Origin of the sequence: Microbulbifer thermotolerans, assembly GCF_900112305.1 — a bacterium.
GTDB lineage: Bacteria > Pseudomonadota > Gammaproteobacteria > Pseudomonadales > Cellvibrionaceae > Microbulbifer > Microbulbifer thermotolerans.
This window is the reverse complement of sequence record NZ_FOKT01000005.1, coordinates 242426-258302: the sequence shown is the minus strand read 5'-3', so window position 1 is coordinate 258302 and position 15877 is coordinate 242426. Positions and strand designations below refer to the sequence as shown.

Here is a 15877-nt window from a genome sequence, read left to right as displayed (position 1 = left end):
ATTAATTCACTCCTTAACGACAAATAAACTGCTCGTCCAGATGAGAACCTCAGGTGATGGGAAGGATACTTCGAAACCGTCGGATACAGACACCTACTCGTGCGTTTTCGAAATATCCTTCCATTGCCTGAGCGCCCCAGAACTAACTACAGTGCTCACGTGAATTAATCAGGGCCCTCTTAGTAAAAAAACCGGCAGCCGATGCTGCCGGTTTTTTTGGCGTAGTTTCCATTTCCCAGCCCGGGGCACGGGGCGGTAATTTTAGTGATGCGCGGATACCGCCGAGGCAAACTCACCGGTTTGTCTGTGAGCGGATGCATGAGAAATGTCGCCCAGACTCAGAATGCCCACTACGCGCTTCTCGCGGTTCATGACCGGCATCCGGCGCAGCTGATGTTCTTCCATCTTTTGTATGACCGAGTCCAGATCCTCATCTTCCCAGCACCATTGGATACCTTCTGTCATCACATCCCGGGCAGTCACGGAAGACATATCTCCTCCCAGGCTGACAGCTCGGCAGGCGATATCCCGGTCTGTGATCATACCGATCAACTTGTCGTTCTCACCCACGGGGACTGCACCGATATCCTCATCGCGCAATAGCTTCGCCACTTCTGACAAAGGCGTGTCCGAGGAACACCAAGTGCAACCTTCGTGCATTGCCTGTTTCACTTTCATCATTCAACTCCAGTTTAATGCTCGACACAGGCGGAAACCGTCTGCGATTACCAACAGATACAACCGCGCTTTGGCTGTGATACTCAGTGAATTTCAATACGTTTGCGCTGAGGTTGAACTTCCTCGCGCTTGGGAACCTTCAATGTCAAAACGCCATCTTTGAAATTCGCATCAATTTCCTTCTCACTGACATCTTCGCCGAGATTGAAACTGCGCAAAAATTTTCCATAGCGGCGCTCCTCGCGGATCACACGTCCCTCCTTCTCTTCTTTGTTCTCCCTGTGTGTTTCCGCCTCCAGCGTCAGCACGCCATTTTCCAGGGTCACGTTGATATGCTCTTTGCTCACGCCTGGCAGTTCGGCACTGATCTCGTAACTGTCTTTGTGTTCACAGACATCAATGCGGGGAGAAAAAAATCCCTCGGTGCCCTGGCCCAGAACACGGTTTGGCAACATCAACTGCTCAATCATATTGTCCAGGTCAAACAACGATCCTCTTGGAATCAAGCTCATGGAATAACCTCCCATCAGGTATGGATTAAAAGAGCCACTTCGCAGTGGCGCGCCGAACATCGTCCAACTAAGTCTAGGACGACAGGCGGATTTTTTTTCGGCACCAGGGGTAGTTCTTTTTAAAAGATTTTTTTATATAGAAAAAATTTCTGAACGTGATTTGCTATAGAAAAACGCAAAACATCTCTGAGTAGGGGGAACTTCTTTGGTAATTCGCGCGGATACCGTAGCGGGCTTTTGGCGCTCTGCCGACCACTGCTGCGCTTTTACCACAATCTGGATACTTCTCACCGACAGCATTACAGAATTCGCCCGGAATTCCCTAGCATAGAAATGACAATTGGTGAGGTATCGTTTATGGCACACGCATGGGTCCTTGTGGCCAATCAGTCTGAAGCGCGGCTGTTCGAAGCGGAAAAGCGTTCTGGTGAACTGCACGAATTGGAGTCAATGATTTACCCCCAGTCCCGCATGAGCGGCCGGGATCTGATCAGTGACGCCCCAGGACGTACTTTTGACAGCGGCGGCCAGGGCCGTCACGCCATGGGCAATACGGAACAACTACACCGTCTCAGCGGCAGAAAATTTGCCCGTGAGCTCGCCCAAACTCTGGAGCGCGGCCGCACTCAAGGACTTTACGAGAAACTCTACATCGTGGCCGAACCGCAGATGGTGGGCAACCTGCGCGAGGCGCTGAAACCACCCACACGCGCGGCCATTGCCGGAGAGACGGGCAAAAATCTGGTCAACCAGGCGCCGGGAGAAATCCGGGCACAGCTTCCGCGCTGGTTATAAACTGCAATAGTCAGCCGGACATTGATTTGTGCCTCGCGGTTACAAACTTGCCATCCCGATATAACCAGACGTAATGGACGATGCTGAGACTTTTCGATATCAAGCGGGGCAAAATCGTCGAACGGCCCTTCTCATCCCAGGTGACCGAACCCGATCTGGCGGAAGTGGTTTGGGTCGATCTTCAGGAGCCACTGGAAGAAGAACGGAACCTGCTTGAACATTTGCTGCGCACCGAGCTGCCGGAATCGGAGGAAGTAGATGAAATCGAAGCCTCGGCGCGCTATTTCGTCGACGATGCCGGTGTCCATATTCACTCGCTTTTTCTGACTCAGAGTGAAGGCCGCCATTACACGGCCACGGTGGCTTTTATTCTGCAACCCCGGCGGCTTATCACAATGCGGGAGCACGAGTTGGCCGACTTTCGGCTGTTGCGCATGCGCGCTCGCCGCGGCCAGGTGGAAGCGCGCAGCGCCCATGATCTGGTAGTACAGATTTTCGAACAAAAAGTCGAGGACTTGGCGGACACACTAGAGGATATACACGTAAAGCTGAGTGAAGCCAGCTTCCGGGTACTGGAGGATGAAGACTCAGATCTGGAGGATGCTATCGCCTTACTGGCCAGCCTGGAGGACTGCAATGGTAAAGTGCTTTTGTGCCTGATGGATACGCGCCGCTCGATCGCCTTTTTGCAGCGCCACATCCATATCGATGGAGAACAGCGGGAAAGCCTGCTGGATATTATCCGGGATATTGACACCCTCACCGCTCATACTGGTTTCCTGTTCAACAAAATCAACTTCCTGATGGACTCGACCCAGGGGTTTATCAATATCCGCCAGACCAATGTCATCAAGATGTTTTCCATTGCCGCCGTGGTCTTTTTGCCGCCGACCACAGTGGCCAGTATCTACGGGATGAACTTTGAATTTATTCCCGAACTGAAGTGGCTGCTCGGCTATCCATTCTCTCTGGGCTTGATCGTGCTTTCCGGTTTGGCGCCCTACCTCTACTTCAAGAAAAAAGGCTGGTTATAGGGCGCGTTCATCCGCCAGTTACTCCCGCCTGTGCAATCGGAGCTGCTACTCTTTTACGGGCGACACCGCGGCCACCGCTGCCGGGAACAGAAGGACTATCCCGGTACCCGGCCGAACTCTCCCACGCCCTGAGCACGAATTGATAATTCCCTGAACACAGCTGAGGCGCCTGTGCTCAATCCGCTCCACGGACAGCCCTTTGCCACCGCAGGCGATGCTCAGGTGATGACTCGGGCGTTGCGATACAACCAGACTCTTGCCCGGCTGGATTTTTGCGTAATGTCGCAATGGCCACTCCATATTCTGAGTGCCTTTGGAGCGAATACAGCGCCACGCATATTGAGTCGAAGGTTTTCCGATGTTTCGCGCAATGACCATGAATGACTGCACCGTATCGGAGGGCGACGAATGACTAGTAAACCCTTCCACCGCAGGCAATGGCTGAATGTACAGCAAGCGGTCAACCACTTGAGCGCCATCGCCGAAGAATCTGTCACCAGCGCCGATTTGGCAGACCTGGCGGAAGAGCGCCAACTGGATCTATATTGGTATCGCGCCCGCCAAATGCTCACTTACCTGGATAAACACCAAACCTGTGAACTGACCACGCCGCTGCGCCTGTGCGCGGAAAATCGTAGCGACTGGAAGGCGATCGTCGACATATTGCGCCACCGCCCCGCCTTACCCGCTTATGAGGGCGACACCCCTCTGCTGGAAGATGACGAGGGCCACCGCCTGCGCATCACCTTCGACAACAGCCAGAGGCCGGAGCCCTTCAGCGGCCGCTGGTATCCGAGCCTGTCGGAACTGAGGGTGAAACGCAGCGACCTGGAACACCTCGAGCCGCGCCTTTTTTCAGCACAGGGACAGGAAGGAGAGCTTCAACCACAACTTCTGCTTTCCGTCATCTGGCAGTTGGAAAAACTGGCACTGCACGGCAGCCGCCACGGCCCCGCCTGGCTGGCGGAGCAGCTGGCCAGGCACTCTAGTGCCCTGGATAAATCCGCCCTGGAGCGGATCCTGGCCGCCGCCGAGCGCGAAGGTGCGCGTGCCACATCGCATTGACGGGAGGCGGCGACCTCAAAGCGCTCTGCCTGCAAATTGACCAGCCCCGCAAATTTTTCGATCGGTTTATCCGGTTTATTTCACTGTTCCCTGGTGACGGAATTTTTATAATGAGCAGTCTGTATTGCGCCCGCCCAATGGGGGCGGGACGCTCAGATTAGCGGAGATCTACCGGTGGCGGCCAGAAACAGTGATACACAATACGGCTGGGTAAGCATCACCCTGCACTGGCTGATGGCTCCAGCCGCAATCGGCCTCTTCGCCCTCGGCTGGTGGATGCGCCAGCTGTCCTATTATGATCCCTGGTACCGGCAAGGCCCGGAGTTACATAAAAGTATCGGTATACTGCTTGCATGCGCGCTACTGTTTCGCCTGTTTTGGAAGCTGTTTAATCCGACCCCAGCGCCACTGGCAAATACAGCGCCGTGGCAAACGCTCGCGGCGCGCCTGATCCACGGCGCACTCTACCTGCTTTTGTTCGCCATCGTGCTGTCCGGCTATCTGATCTCCACCGCCGACGGCCGCGCCATCGAGGTTTTCGCCTGGTTCTCAGTCCCCGCCACCATCCAGGGCATCCCCAACCAAGAGGATATCGCCGGGCAAATCCACAAGATTTTGGCCTGGACGTTGATGGCGCTGGTCTCCCTGCACGCACTGGCCGCGCTCAAGCACCATTTTATTGACCGCGACGGAACACTGCGCCGAATGCTGGGACTTGCACCCCAACCGGGCAAACCGTTGCCACAAACACAAGTTTCACTCACAAATAACACTGAAGGAGATCTCCAATGAAAAAGTTCGCCGTATTCCTATTTGCGGCCTTGCTGGGCGCGACCGCCCAGGCCGCTCAGTACCAAATTGATACCAAAGGCGCTCACGCCTTTATCCAGTTCCGCATCAAGCACCTGGGCTACAGCTGGCTCTACGGACGTTTCGACGACTTCAGCGGTTCCTTTTCCTACGATGAAAACGCACCGGAAAAATCATCCGTGGAAGTCAAAATCGATGTGGCCAGCCTGAACAGTAACCACGCCGAGCGGGACAAGCACTTGCGCGGCGCCGATTTCCTCGATGTCGCCAAGTACCCCACAGCCACCTTTAAAAGCACCGCCTTTGAGCCCCTGGGGAACGGCAAAGCGAAACTGACCGGCGAGCTGACCCTGCGCGGCGTCACCAAACCCATTACCATTGACGTTACGCACATCGGCGGCGGCAAAGATCCCTGGGGCGGCTACCGTCAGGGCTTCAGCGGCACCACCGAGTTTGCGCTGAAAGACTTCGGTATCGACTACAACCTGGGCCCGGCTTCCCAGACAGTGGAAATGATCCTGGATGTGGAAGGCGTACGCATGTAAGGAAGGTTTAGCGTTCGGCTATTCACTGCGTCCGACTGGACCTTTCTCAAATAAAAAGCCCGGTGAAACACCGGGCTTTTTATTTGTTCTCGCAGAGGCATCAAGCATTTGCGCCCCTCAGCGCGGGCTCCCGTACCAGCCACCTGGCCACACCGAAAACCAACAACCCGGCGAGAATCCCCGGCATCCCCTCATAGACATATTCCTGCCAGCCCAGCCAGCGCCATAACAGCGCTGTCGCCAGCCCCGCGATACTCATTGCAATACACAAGCGCTCCCCAGGCCGTGCCCCCAGCGCCAACACCATCAAGAGCGGCGCAAATGCCGACGCCAGAGATGACCAGGACAATACCACCAGGCTGAACACACTCTGCTTGTTCAACAGTGCCCAAATTACCGCGGCGGCGGCAATCAGCATAGTGGCGAGCTTCAACATCCAGGTTTTTTCGATACGCTGCGGCAGCAAATCATGGGTCAAGGCCGCGGAACAACTCAGCACAAGGGAATCAGCGGTGGACATTGTGGCGGCGAAAACGCCAGCCAGGATCAATCCCACCGCCACCGGCGGCAGCAGCTCCACCGCCATCATCGGCAACGCCAACTCGGCGTCGAAACTACCAGGATCGCTGAGCATTATGCGCGCCAACATACCGACCCCCGTGGCCATGGCGTAAAAGGCGGTAAACCATAGGTAATACCAGAGGCGCGCCTGCATCATGCGGTCAGGGGAGTCCAGTGCCATAAATCGCACCATGACATGCGGCTGACCGATCACCGACAGGCCCGCGAACAGCCAACTGAAAGCAAAGATCACACCGCCGGCAACTCCGGGAAGGAGCAAATCCCTCGGATACCAATTGAGAAACCCGTCTACCTGCCCCATGGCACGAATAGCGGCATCCACACCACCAATAGAGTTTGCGGCAACCACCAACAGTGTGCCCATAGCGACAATCATCACCACTGATTGGGCCGCATCGGTCCAAATCGAAGCGCGGATACCGCCAGCGAGGCAATAGGCGGCAACAATGACACCCCCGACAACGGCGCCACTCCAAATCGGAAGATCCAGCAGAACATATAGTGCTTTTCCACCCGCCACCAGTTGCGCGCTGGCATAGGCGAGCAGAAACAGCAGTGACAGCAGTCCGGCCAGGCGCTGCCAAATCTTGAACTGTGCGCCGCCCCAATGACTGAGTACGCCCGCGTAACTGGACTCTCCCGTGGCTCGCGTCGCCCGGCACAGGGATTTGTGTACCCACAGGGAACCGAGAAAATCTCCCAGTATCCAACCAACCATCAGCCACACAGAAGCGAGCCCCGTGGCGTAGGTATAACCGATCACGCCGATAAACATATAGCCGCTGTTATTAGTGGCCACTGCCGACAGGCCCACCAGAAACGGCGGCACATCCTGGCTGGCAAGATAGTAGTCCTTTTTGGTGCCGCGGCTTTTCAAAAAGGAACTGATACCAATGGCAGCAAAGACGGCGAGAAAAAACAAAAAGCTGATGAGCACGGGCGGCACCCTTTATTGTTTGTTGTTGGATTGCGCTGATGATCCGCGGCTTAAATCACCGCCTGACAAAAGAGATCACAAGGCAGCACAAAAAGCTCAGGCAATGGGGCAGCGCTGCCTGAGTCCGCAACCGACTACAGCGCTGGTGCGAATACGTCAGGCTTCTTAGGGAACCTCTGATTAATTCACTTCCTGACGTAAAAACTCTTTGGAGCCAGATGAGAAGCTCAGGTGATAGGCTGGCCATTTCGAAACCGTCGGATACAAGGCGGTATCCGTCGGAGCTACAGGGAAGTACTCGTGCATTTTCGAAATAGCCAGCCTATTGCCTGAGCGCCCCGGAACCTACCATAGTGTTCACGCGAATTAATCAGAGGTTCCTTAGGCGGCGCATATCGCTTCGCCGTGATCGTGCACTTCCACCAAGGCCTGATGCAGACACTTCACCGCCTGTTCGTAGTCGCATTCATCGATCACGAACTGCATATCCACCTGACGCATGGACTGGTGAACGGCGAGAATACTGATACCGGACTGAGCCAGGGCGAACACCGCTCTGGATAACATGCCGGGCACCTTCATATCACTGCCAATGGCGGACACCACCGCCACTTTACGCACCTGGATATCGCAATCCGGAAAAGTTTCGCTGATGACCCTGCCAATGCGCTTAACCGTTTTCAGGTTGTTGGCCAGAAAGTGGGTGATAGTGTTGGCGTTGATGTCCTTGGTGACCACGCTGCCTTTGAAGCGGGCGATAATATCGTTGATCGCGCGATCGTAACTGGTGGTATGCCCCATCATGTCCTGATCGAAGCATTCCACCGCGTAGATATTTTTGCGCCCGGCAATGATCTCCACACGGGGCGTTTCACTGACGTAATCGCCCGTGACCAGGGTGCCGGAGTGCTCCGGCTCAAAGGTATTCATAACCCGCAGCGGAATCTCCCGCTGCCGCAGGCTCTTCGCCGCGCGGGGATGTATCGCTTCCATCCCCAGATTGGCCAATTGATCCGCCACATCGTAGTTGGTGCGGCCAATGGGCACAGCCTTCACTTCACCCACCAGACGCGGATCAGCGCTGCTCAGGTGATATTCCTTGTGAATAATGGCCTCCCGGGCACCAGTGAGCACGGCAATACGGCTAAACGTCATTTCGCTGTAGCCGCGGGCAAAGGTTTTCATCAAGTCGTCCCGCGTGTGCGCGTAGCCAGTTACTATGGGCAGCTCCCGGCTTAAATCAATATCGGCAAAAGCGCGGACAATACGCTCGTCCAAATCAAGCTGCCCGCCATCGTGCCAGCCGGTCAAATCGACGAAGCGTGCATTGATGCCCTCCTGCCGTAGCAGCTGCACTGTATTCCAGGCACTGTGAGCCTCTCCGAGGCTGGCCAGCATTTCACTGACCGTATCCAGATGCACTTCCAGTGCAAAGTGCCCGTGCTGACAGAGACGCTCCAGATCACTGAGGCAACGCTCGGTGTCCTTCATCCGCTCTCCCATAAAAGCGTTGGCGCGCATCCGCATTTGCGGATCTTCAAACAGATCCGCGTTGATCTCCTCAACGCGCTGGCGCAAGCCGTCCACAGCTTCGCCCCAGCTACGCTCTTCCTCTGAGCCGGCAAAAAGCGCGAAGATGCCGGGCTTTCCCGATTTCTTGTGCTCCAACAGTAAATCGGTGATACCGCCGTAAGCGGACACCACAAAGATGCGCTGATAAATCCCTTGTGCAGCGGAACCGCGGTTTTTAAGAATGATATTATTCCGAACCGCAGCGTAGTCACTCATGGACGTACCGCCAATTTTTTCCACCGTGTGTGCTTTCATGGTTTTCCTTTAGGTAAGAGAGTAAGGGAACCTCTGATTAATTCGCGTAAACACAATGGTAGGTTCCGGGGCGCTCAGGTAATAGGGCGGATATTTCGAAAACGCACGAGTACTTCCCTGTAGCTCCACCGGATACCGCCTTGTATCCGACGGTTTCAAAACATCCGTCCTATCACCTGAGCTTTACATCCGCCCCCGAAGAACCTCTGCCACCAGGAAATGAATTAATCAGAGGCTCCTGTGGTCTTTGTACTGGCTTTTCCGTAGCCCGCTCGACAATCTCCTCTTATTTGTCGGATACCTCTTCCCCGTCAAGCTCATAAGCACCGTCGGCATTGTGTACTTCCTTGCCGTGCAGCGGTGGGTTAAACACACACGCCATTTCCATTTCGGTTTTAGCACGCAGAATGTGTTTGTCGTTTTTATCCAGGATATAGATTGTTCCCGGTTGGATCGGATAGACGACACCGTCATCCAAGTTTTCCACTTCTCCCTCACCGGAAACACAGTAAACAGATTCCAGATGATTCTGGTAGTGTAGATGCAACTCGGCCCCTTCATAAATCGTAGTGATATGAAAGGAGAATCCCATATTGTCATTTTTCAACAACAGGCGCGTACTCTCCCATCCCTCGGAAACCACGCGGCGGTCCGTTTTTCTGGCTTCTTGCAGACTTCTTACAATCATTGCTTTCCTCTCGGTTTTGAGTTCATTGGCTGCGGAACCGGAAGCGCTTATGCGATAAAATAGGCTGCGAAACTCAAAGTCATTTCCTGCCGCTTCCACCGGTTCCCGGCAAAGTTACGCGGCACCGGCCAACTGGTCTTTTCTCTCCGCAGACGCATTCTTGCCGGAGAAAAAGTCATATGCTTCCGGCACCTCGGTGCCTTTCAGAACCTTACCCACTGCCGCTTCGACAATATCCAAAGCGCTTTTCAGGTTTTCATCAGAGATGGTAAGGGGGCAGAGCGTCTTCACCACATGATCATCGGCACCACTGGTTTCGATCACCAGGCCGTTTCTGAACGCCTCACGGGTAATGCGCCCGGCCAGTTTGCCACTGACACAATTGAGCCCGCGGAACATGCCCCGACCGCGGGTGGTCATGTTGCCGTCACCATATTTTTCGACAATTTGCTCCAAACGCTGGCCGATATAATCCCCCTTGCGCAGTACTTCCCTGGCAAACCGTTCATCACTCCAGTAGTGATCGATGGCCGCCTTGGCGGTGACAAAGGCCAGGTTGTTGCCACGGAATGTGCCGTTGTGCTCGCCCGGTTTCCACTGATCCAGATCCGGGCGCATCAATACCACGGCAAACGGCAGGCCATAGCCGGACAGCGACTTGGACAGAGTGACAATATCCGGCGTTATACCGGCCTGTTCAAAACTGAAATAACTGCCGGTGCGACCGCAGCCTGCCTGAATATCATCAACGATCAGCAGTACATCATGCTTCCGGCACACCGTTTGCAGATTGCGCAGCCAGCCGGCACTGGCAGCATTGATGCCCCCCTCACCTTGCACTGTCTCCACCAGCACAGCCGCGGGGTGGTCGACACCGCTGGATGAGTCGGACAGCACCTTGTCCAGATAAGCCGTGGTATCCACATTGTCACCGAGGTAACCGTCGTAGGGCATACGGGTGATGCCGACCATACTCACACCGGCGGCGCCGCGGTGGTGAGCATTTCCGGTCGCGGAAAGCGCGCCGATACTGCAGCCATGAAAACCATTGGTGAAAGAGATGATATTTTCCCGTCCCTTGTACTTGCGCGCTATTTTCAGCGCCGCTTCCACTGCATTGGTGCCGGTGGGGCCAGTGAACTGCACCACATAATCCAGACCGCGGGGTTTGAGGATTTTGTCGTAGAAAGACTCGAGAAATTCGCGCTTAGCTTTGGTGTGTAAATCCAGCCCGTGGGTGATTCCGTCCCGCTGGATGTACTCAATCAACGCTTCCTTGAACAGGGGATTATTGTGTCCGTAGTTCAGAGTGCCTGCACCGGCGAGGAAATCCAGGTAGCGATTGCCCTCTTCGTCGTACAGATACTCGCCCTGGGCTTTGTTGAACACACGCGGAAAGGCGCGCGCATAGCTCTGCACTTCCGATTCAATCTCATCAAAAACTTTCATATCGGCAACCTTGGATTCGGGAATTGTCGGTTCAGTTGGGGAAGCTGCAGTTTTAGCCTGCGACTGCCCCCGGAGAAAAAGGACCTATGCGCAACAGTATTTCGCTGTCGTGCAGGCCGAAAAAATGGCGCTCGCGGTCGAACATCACCGCCTCCGTGCAAGTCGAGCCGAGCTTGCGCGCGAGCCCCCGAAACAGAGCCCAAGAGGCAGCGTTATCCGGGGTAATGGTGGTTTCCAGATGTCTAACCTGCCCACAGCCCGGGCGGCCCAGTATTTCGCGGACCATTCGGCCCGCCAGACCGAGACCGCGGACTTCTTCCGCCACCGCCACTTGCCAGACAAACAGCGTGTCCGGGCGCTGCGGGATCAGATAGCCGGAGACAAAACCAACCAGTTCACGGTCAACCTCCGCGGCGACACTGGTACTCGCGAAGTGAGAGGCTTGAAGCAGATTGCAATAGAGGGAGTTTTCGTCCAGAGGGGGGCAGCGGCTGATCAGTCGGTGCACTGCGGCACCGTCCTCACTGACCGGTTCGCGCAACAGAACCTTCTTCGACACTGAGCCCTGCTGGGCCCGGATCTTTTCGCCCTGTGACACGCCGGTTTCGTCCTGCGGGCTTTCACCCTGCCTGTGCACGCTATTGCCACTAGGCGTTGTATCGCTCGTGGCGCCCCAATCATTTCCTTTAGTCATCAAACTGTTAACTTGAACACAAAAACTGGATTTTACGCATTTTTTCAGTATTTCAGATCAAATTTGACCCATTTGTTTCAAAATTATTTACGACTCTAAATAATTTTTTCCATAGTACTCTAAATAAATACCCACTAGCAAGGACGGCTTACTGGGAAACCGGGCACCATCCAGTCAAACGGGAGCGGCATCAGCCGCCGGAGAGAGGCACACGCCAGCGAAGAACAGGCGATTGACAATCCACGAACAGGCCCTAAAGTCGGCCGCAAACGAGCCCCGACAAGCAACAAGACGCGCTGAAAATGGACAAAATCGAAGAGGTACTGATCACCCTGCGACGGCTGATCCGCGCCACCGACCTGCACTCAAAGCAATTGGTTAAGACGGCTGGACTCACCGCGCCGCAGCTACTGCTGATGCAGGCAATCCGCGAGAAGGGCCAGCTGACCATCGGTGCCCTTGCACAGGAGATCAGCCTCAGTCAGGCGACCGTGACCACCATTCTCGACCGGCTGGAGAAACGCAATCTGGTGTATCGGGAGCGCTCCTCAAAGGACAAACGCAAAGTACACGCCTATTTAACCGACAAGGGCATGGAAATACTGCGCGACGCCCCCACCCCTTTGCAGGAGCACTTCGTGCGTCAATTTCGCGACCTGCGCGACTGGGAGCAGTCGATGATTATCTCGTCCCTACAGCGGGTAGCACGGATGATGGATGCGGAACATATAGATGCATCGCCGGTGCTGGATGTCGGTGAGCTGGATCGCAAAGATAGCCGCCAACTGCCGCCCGGAGAAGAGGGAGACATGTAGAAATCTCGGGCTTATTTACCTGATGGTTAAAAGGTTCATCGGACGCAGAGAGAAGCTCCGGTGATCGAATGCGCACCTCGAAACGTCGAATATATGGAATTATCGGCGGAACAACAGAGACCTACTCGCGTGTTTCGAAACATCCAGCCCACTGCATAAATTCTCCAAAACCCGATACGCCATACCTAGAATTTTAAGGGGCCCCTGATTAATTCGTTTCCCAGCAGTAAAAATTTTCTGGGGATGCGGGGACAGGAGCTACTAAAGTCCACCCAAGAATTTTCGGAACACCACCCTATGGCCTGAGCGCCCCCCACCACTGCTACTGCGTGAAGTGAACTGAGCCCCTTAATTAGAAGCCCCCAACAGTCGGGACCAGCAATGAATTTAATAATCACTCCCCACCCTCTTGCCAAACAGGTACAATTCTCATAAAAGAATTATGCGCCAGAACAAATATCCGTAAGATACGTTTGCCGCAGCACTCAATCGTTGCAATTGAGCGCAACTTCGGTATAAATGGTGCAACAACACTAAAGTAGTCGCCAACCGCATGGTTAGCGCTTGCTTACTCAAGACAGGGCGCGATAACAATTTCAACAGCGCTGCAAGAAGCGGCTTTGCCACGGGCCCCAGGGGCTCGGCCCACAATGTGAAAGCATTGAGATCGGCATCGCTTTTCTGCGGCAAAATAGCTGCGCCGGGCGAAATGAAAACCTCATAATATGCCCCATCGGTTTTCCCACTGCGTGCAAAGCATCCCGCCACTGCGCCACCTGCCTTGTTTGAGCCTTGGAGCGCAAAACCCTAAAAGGCCATAAGGGGGAAAGGACAAAAGCATGGCTTGCTTGCAGCATCCAGATAAGGATCAACCCGTCTACCTGATGGCGCACCACACTATCGGCCGCCGTCAGGACGCCGTGGATACACGTATCACCAGCAGCGAGATTTCCGGTATCCACGCGGCAATCCAGTGGACGGGAACCCACTGGATAATTCGCGACCTCAGCCGCAACGGCACCTGGGTCAACGGCCAACAGTTAGTGCCCGCAAAAAACTACCCACTGCAGCAGGGTGACCGAATCGCGTTCGGCCGCGCCAGCAACCCGTTGTGGGTGGTCGAAAGTCTCGACGCGCCGGAAAACCTGCTCATTGATCTGCGCACCGGTGAAGCATTGCCGCTGGAGCAGTACCACCTGCTTCCGGACGAGAGCGATCCGTTGGCAAGCCTGCATTTCAATCCACTCACCGGACAGTGGCTCTACGAGATCACCGGCACACCCAGCGGCAGTGAAAGCGCTACAGTCGTCAAGCACGGTGAACGCATCGACTGCGGCCGACACAGCTGGCAACTGTTCCTCGCCGAGAATCAGGGAGCAACCAAGGAACTATCCCTGCAACGGCTGTCTATCACTGACTTTGCACTGCGCTTCACAGTCAGCCATCACGAGGAACACGTACAGCTGCAGCTGCGCCGGGAAGATATGAAAAAAGACCTGCCCGCCCGCACGCACAATTACCTGCTACTGTACTTGGCTCGAGCTCGCATCCGCGACATACAGCAGGGCGCCGATCCGGACGCCCAGGGTTGGGTCTCCATCCAGCTGGTCACCCGCGAGCTGGGTATTACCGCCAACCATCTCAACACGCAGATCTTTCGCGCTCGCAAACAAATCGCGGAGACACTGCCAGATGCCATAGATACCTCAAGCCTGGTGGAACGCCGCTCATGGGAGATCCGCCTCGGCTGCAGCCACTTTGAAATCTACAAAGGGGCACAGCTGGAGTCCCGCATGGCACAGCCTGAAAAAGCACAGCCTGATTAAACAAAGAGGGCCGTGCGGACTCACCGGCACTCAGCGCCACCGACAGACTCGGCGTCTACAGGAAACGACCAGTACTGCGGCCTTTCGGAGGGCGACCAGCCGGCAAGCGGTCTGGAGGCATGAAGCAGAAAATGGGATTGTGTTGCGCACTGGGCGTACAACCCGGACCTGCCGATTCTGGACAAGCCCACTTGCGGCGTGGGCCCGGCTACCCACAATCGCATCAGGCAACTGCTCATATGCCTCTCCCGCGAGTACGGCATTATCATTTTTCACGTCCTCCCACTTTATGAAATAGGAGGAGTGCTAAGACCGAATCTCGCTCAGGTATACCGGTGAGCTTCTTGTCTGCGATACACCGACTGCTCTGTTTAAGCAAGTAAGCGCCAACAATCTGCAAGAGGCGTTAATACGGCACACTTGAAGCATGGATCAAGAACCCGCCTCAGTGGAATAAGCCGGCCTTCTGACGGATAAAAAAGAGATAACTGGACCTTCCGGGCGCTTCAGCCTACACCACCTCTTGGCCTATAGCTGGCGGGCAATCCGGGAATTGCCGCGAGTCCCGATTCGCACAGCCCTTGTGGGCCATTGCTGATGCTGGCTCGTGGTAAACCCGCCTACACTACTGCCCCCAAACTGCTGTGGCAGTGCCTAGGGAGCCTCTAATTAATTGGCTCCTGCACGACAAAGAGACATATCACCCAAGTGAGAAGCTCAGGTGGTGGGATGGATATTTCGAAACCGTCGGATGCAAGGAGGTATCCGGCGGAGCTACAGGGAAGTACTCGTGCGTTTTCAAAATACCCATCCCATTACCTGAGCGCCCCGGAACCAACGACTGTGCTGAGGTGAATTAATCAGAGACTCCCTAGATCACCACCGCCACTATGTTTTCAGATGGCGCCAAAATCGTAGTTTTGGCAAAGCAGCAGTAAACTATGCGCTCCGCCACCGCAACTAACCACCGGGGGCAACTGGAGTTTTTGAAGTAAATAATCACCAACAACACTAAATCCATGGAAATCGCCGAATCGGAACAAGAACAACTGGGGCGCCACCAGATTGAACGCACGCTCGGCGCTGGCTGCATGGGCATTGTCTACTTGACCAGGGACACCCACCTGCAGTGCCAAGCGGCTATCAACAAGTTGGGAAAAGACGTCACCAGTGCATCCGCTGGTGCCAGAATCCAGAGCGAAGCTCAACTGCTGGCCAAGCTTAACCACCCCAATATCGTGCAGCCCTACGACGTGCCCGAAGGCCCGCGGTATCGCCCTGGTGATGGAATATGGCGAAGGTATCTCTCTCAAAGAAAAGAGTGCGCGCTCAAGCGGCCTTTTCTACTACCTCTCCCCAAGTCTCCCAGATACGCCAATAAGCCAGGCGGGGCTGTGACATAGCTTCTCCGGCAGCTGTCACATCTCCCCCAGCGGACAGGCCAGCATTATGTGAGCAATATCACACTTTCAATATGTTTCTGCGATTCTGTCAAGAAGTGGAAGCCCTAGACCAACAAGCAACGCCCCGCTTCCAAAGAGTACGCCCTCGATCAAAGGGAAGAGCACATTCAATATCGGCCAAGCTGGCGCGAAAATAGTAGACATTGTACTTTGGCAG

16 protein-coding genes are annotated in these 15877 nt (G+C 55.0%); 8 read left to right on the top strand and 8 right to left on the bottom strand.

Annotated features, from left to right (window positions below):
* Positions 1-261 precede the first annotated feature (261 nt).
* The gene (locus tag BM155_RS09855; RefSeq protein WP_231902380.1) at positions 262-681 is read right to left on the bottom strand and encodes a CBS domain-containing protein; all 420 of its coding nucleotides are present in this window, start codon (positions 679-681) and stop codon (positions 262-264) included.
* Positions 682-761: 80 nt separating this feature from the next.
* Positions 762-1190 (bottom strand): Hsp20/alpha crystallin family protein, encoded by a 429-nt coding sequence (locus BM155_RS09850; RefSeq protein WP_074903012.1) that lies wholly within the window; start codon positions 1188-1190, stop codon positions 762-764.
* A gap of 357 nt (positions 1191-1547) precedes the next feature.
* On the opposite strand from BM155_RS09850, the gene BM155_RS09845 reads away from it, so the two are divergent.
* The 5 genes from BM155_RS09845 (at position 1548) to BM155_RS09825 (ending at position 5439) form a co-directional block, all read left to right on the top strand.
* The gene (locus tag BM155_RS09845) at positions 1548-1985 is read left to right on the top strand and encodes a host attachment protein (RefSeq protein WP_067157947.1); all 438 of its coding nucleotides are present in this window, start codon (positions 1548-1550) and stop codon (positions 1983-1985) included.
* An 80-nt stretch (positions 1986-2065) separates the two neighbouring features.
* Entirely contained in the window at positions 2066-3019 is a 954-nt protein-coding gene (corA, locus tag BM155_RS09840) for a magnesium/cobalt transporter CorA (RefSeq protein WP_067155149.1), read from the top strand.
* Between the two features lie 408 nt (positions 3020-3427).
* Complete coding sequence (locus BM155_RS09835) at positions 3428-4084, top strand: hypothetical protein (protein WP_074902857.1); 657 nt, start codon at positions 3428-3430, stop codon at positions 4082-4084.
* A gap of 174 nt (positions 4085-4258) precedes the next feature.
* Entirely contained in the window at positions 4259-4876 is a 618-nt protein-coding gene (locus BM155_RS09830; protein ID WP_074902855.1) for a cytochrome b, read from the top strand.
* Entirely contained in the window at positions 4873-5439 is a 567-nt protein-coding gene (locus BM155_RS09825) for a YceI family protein (protein ID WP_067155155.1), read from the top strand. The genes BM155_RS09830 and BM155_RS09825 overlap by 4 nt, the downstream gene beginning before the upstream one ends.
* A 100-nt stretch (positions 5440-5539) precedes the next feature.
* On the opposite strand, the gene BM155_RS09820 is transcribed toward BM155_RS09825, so the two are convergent.
* The 5 genes from BM155_RS09820 to ectA form a co-directional block, all read right to left on the bottom strand.
* A complete protein-coding gene (locus BM155_RS09820) occupies positions 5540-6958 on the bottom strand; it encodes a sodium/proline symporter (RefSeq protein ID WP_074902853.1) in 1419 nt (472 codons plus the stop codon).
* Positions 6959-7339: 381 nt separating this feature from the next.
* Positions 7340-8785, bottom strand: coding sequence for an aspartate kinase (locus BM155_RS09815; protein ID WP_074902852.1), 1446 nt, complete (start codon positions 8783-8785; stop codon positions 7340-7342).
* A 286-nt stretch (positions 8786-9071) separates the two neighbouring features.
* On the bottom strand, positions 9072-9473 hold the full coding sequence (locus tag BM155_RS09810; protein ID WP_074903010.1) for an ectoine synthase: 402 nt from the start codon (positions 9471-9473) through the stop codon (positions 9072-9074).
* A 114-nt stretch (positions 9474-9587) separates the two neighbouring features.
* Complete coding sequence (gene ectB / locus BM155_RS09805) at positions 9588-10922, bottom strand: diaminobutyrate--2-oxoglutarate transaminase (protein WP_067155162.1); 1335 nt, start codon at positions 10920-10922, stop codon at positions 9588-9590.
* A gap of 52 nt (positions 10923-10974) precedes the next feature.
* Positions 10975-11616: a diaminobutyrate acetyltransferase gene (gene ectA, locus BM155_RS09800; RefSeq protein ID WP_082817518.1), complete on the bottom strand. Its 642-nt coding sequence runs from the start codon at positions 11614-11616 to the stop codon at positions 10975-10977.
* A gap of 302 nt (positions 11617-11918) precedes the next feature.
* On the opposite strand from ectA, the gene BM155_RS09795 reads away from it, so the two are divergent.
* Together BM155_RS09795 and BM155_RS09790 are read left to right on the top strand one after the other, a co-directional pair.
* Positions 11919-12431, top strand: coding sequence for a MarR family winged helix-turn-helix transcriptional regulator (locus tag BM155_RS09795; RefSeq protein ID WP_067155165.1), 513 nt, complete (start codon positions 11919-11921; stop codon positions 12429-12431).
* A gap of 839 nt (positions 12432-13270) precedes the next feature.
* Entirely contained in the window at positions 13271-14257 is a 987-nt protein-coding gene (locus BM155_RS09790; RefSeq protein WP_074902850.1) for an FHA domain-containing protein, read from the top strand.
* Positions 14258-15153: 896 nt separating this feature from the next.
* Here the strand turns inward: BM155_RS09790 and BM155_RS17565 are convergent.
* Positions 15154-15486 carry a hypothetical protein gene (locus BM155_RS17565; RefSeq protein ID WP_254773166.1) on the bottom strand — a complete coding sequence of 111 codons (333 nt, stop codon included), beginning with the start codon at positions 15484-15486 and terminating at the stop codon, positions 15154-15156.
* Here BM155_RS17565 and BM155_RS17810 point away from each other — a divergent pair.
* Positions 15382-15660: a protein kinase family protein gene (locus tag BM155_RS17810; RefSeq protein ID WP_367888682.1), complete on the top strand. Its 279-nt coding sequence runs from the start codon at positions 15382-15384 to the stop codon at positions 15658-15660. The genes BM155_RS17565 and BM155_RS17810 overlap by 105 nt on opposite strands.
* Positions 15661-15877: the final 217 nt, after the last annotated feature.

What these genes read in the sequence shown, in the direction of transcription:
- BM155_RS09855 (WP_231902380.1), bottom strand. Translation starts at nt 681, where the DNA reads ATGATGAAAGTGAAACAGGCAATGCACGAAGGTTGCACTTGGTGTTCC.
- BM155_RS09850 (WP_074903012.1), bottom strand. Translation starts at nt 1,190, where the DNA reads ATGAGCTTGATTCCAAGAGGATCGTTGTTTGACCTGGACAATATGATT.
- BM155_RS09845 (WP_067157947.1), top strand. Translation starts at nt 1,548, where the DNA reads ATGGCACACGCATGGGTCCTTGTGGCCAATCAGTCTGAAGCGCGGCTG.
- corA (WP_067155149.1), top strand. Translation starts at nt 2,066, where the DNA reads ATGCTGAGACTTTTCGATATCAAGCGGGGCAAAATCGTCGAACGGCCC.
- BM155_RS09835 (WP_074902857.1), top strand. Translation starts at nt 3,428, where the DNA reads ATGACTAGTAAACCCTTCCACCGCAGGCAATGGCTGAATGTACAGCAA.
- BM155_RS09825 (WP_067155155.1), top strand. Translation starts at nt 4,873, where the DNA reads ATGAAAAAGTTCGCCGTATTCCTATTTGCGGCCTTGCTGGGCGCGACC.
- BM155_RS09815 (WP_074902852.1), bottom strand. Translation starts at nt 8,785, where the DNA reads ATGAAAGCACACACGGTGGAAAAAATTGGCGGTACGTCCATGAGTGAC.
- BM155_RS09810 (WP_074903010.1), bottom strand. Translation starts at nt 9,473, where the DNA reads ATGATTGTAAGAAGTCTGCAAGAAGCCAGAAAAACGGACCGCCGCGTG.
- ectB (WP_067155162.1), bottom strand. Translation starts at nt 10,922, where the DNA reads ATGAAAGTTTTTGATGAGATTGAATCGGAAGTGCAGAGCTATGCGCGC.
- ectA (WP_082817518.1), bottom strand. Translation starts at nt 11,616, where the DNA reads ATGACTAAAGGAAATGATTGGGGCGCCACGAGCGATACAACGCCTAGT.
- BM155_RS09795 (WP_067155165.1), top strand. Translation starts at nt 11,919, where the DNA reads ATGGACAAAATCGAAGAGGTACTGATCACCCTGCGACGGCTGATCCGC.
- BM155_RS09790 (WP_074902850.1), top strand. Translation starts at nt 13,271, where the DNA reads ATGGCTTGCTTGCAGCATCCAGATAAGGATCAACCCGTCTACCTGATG.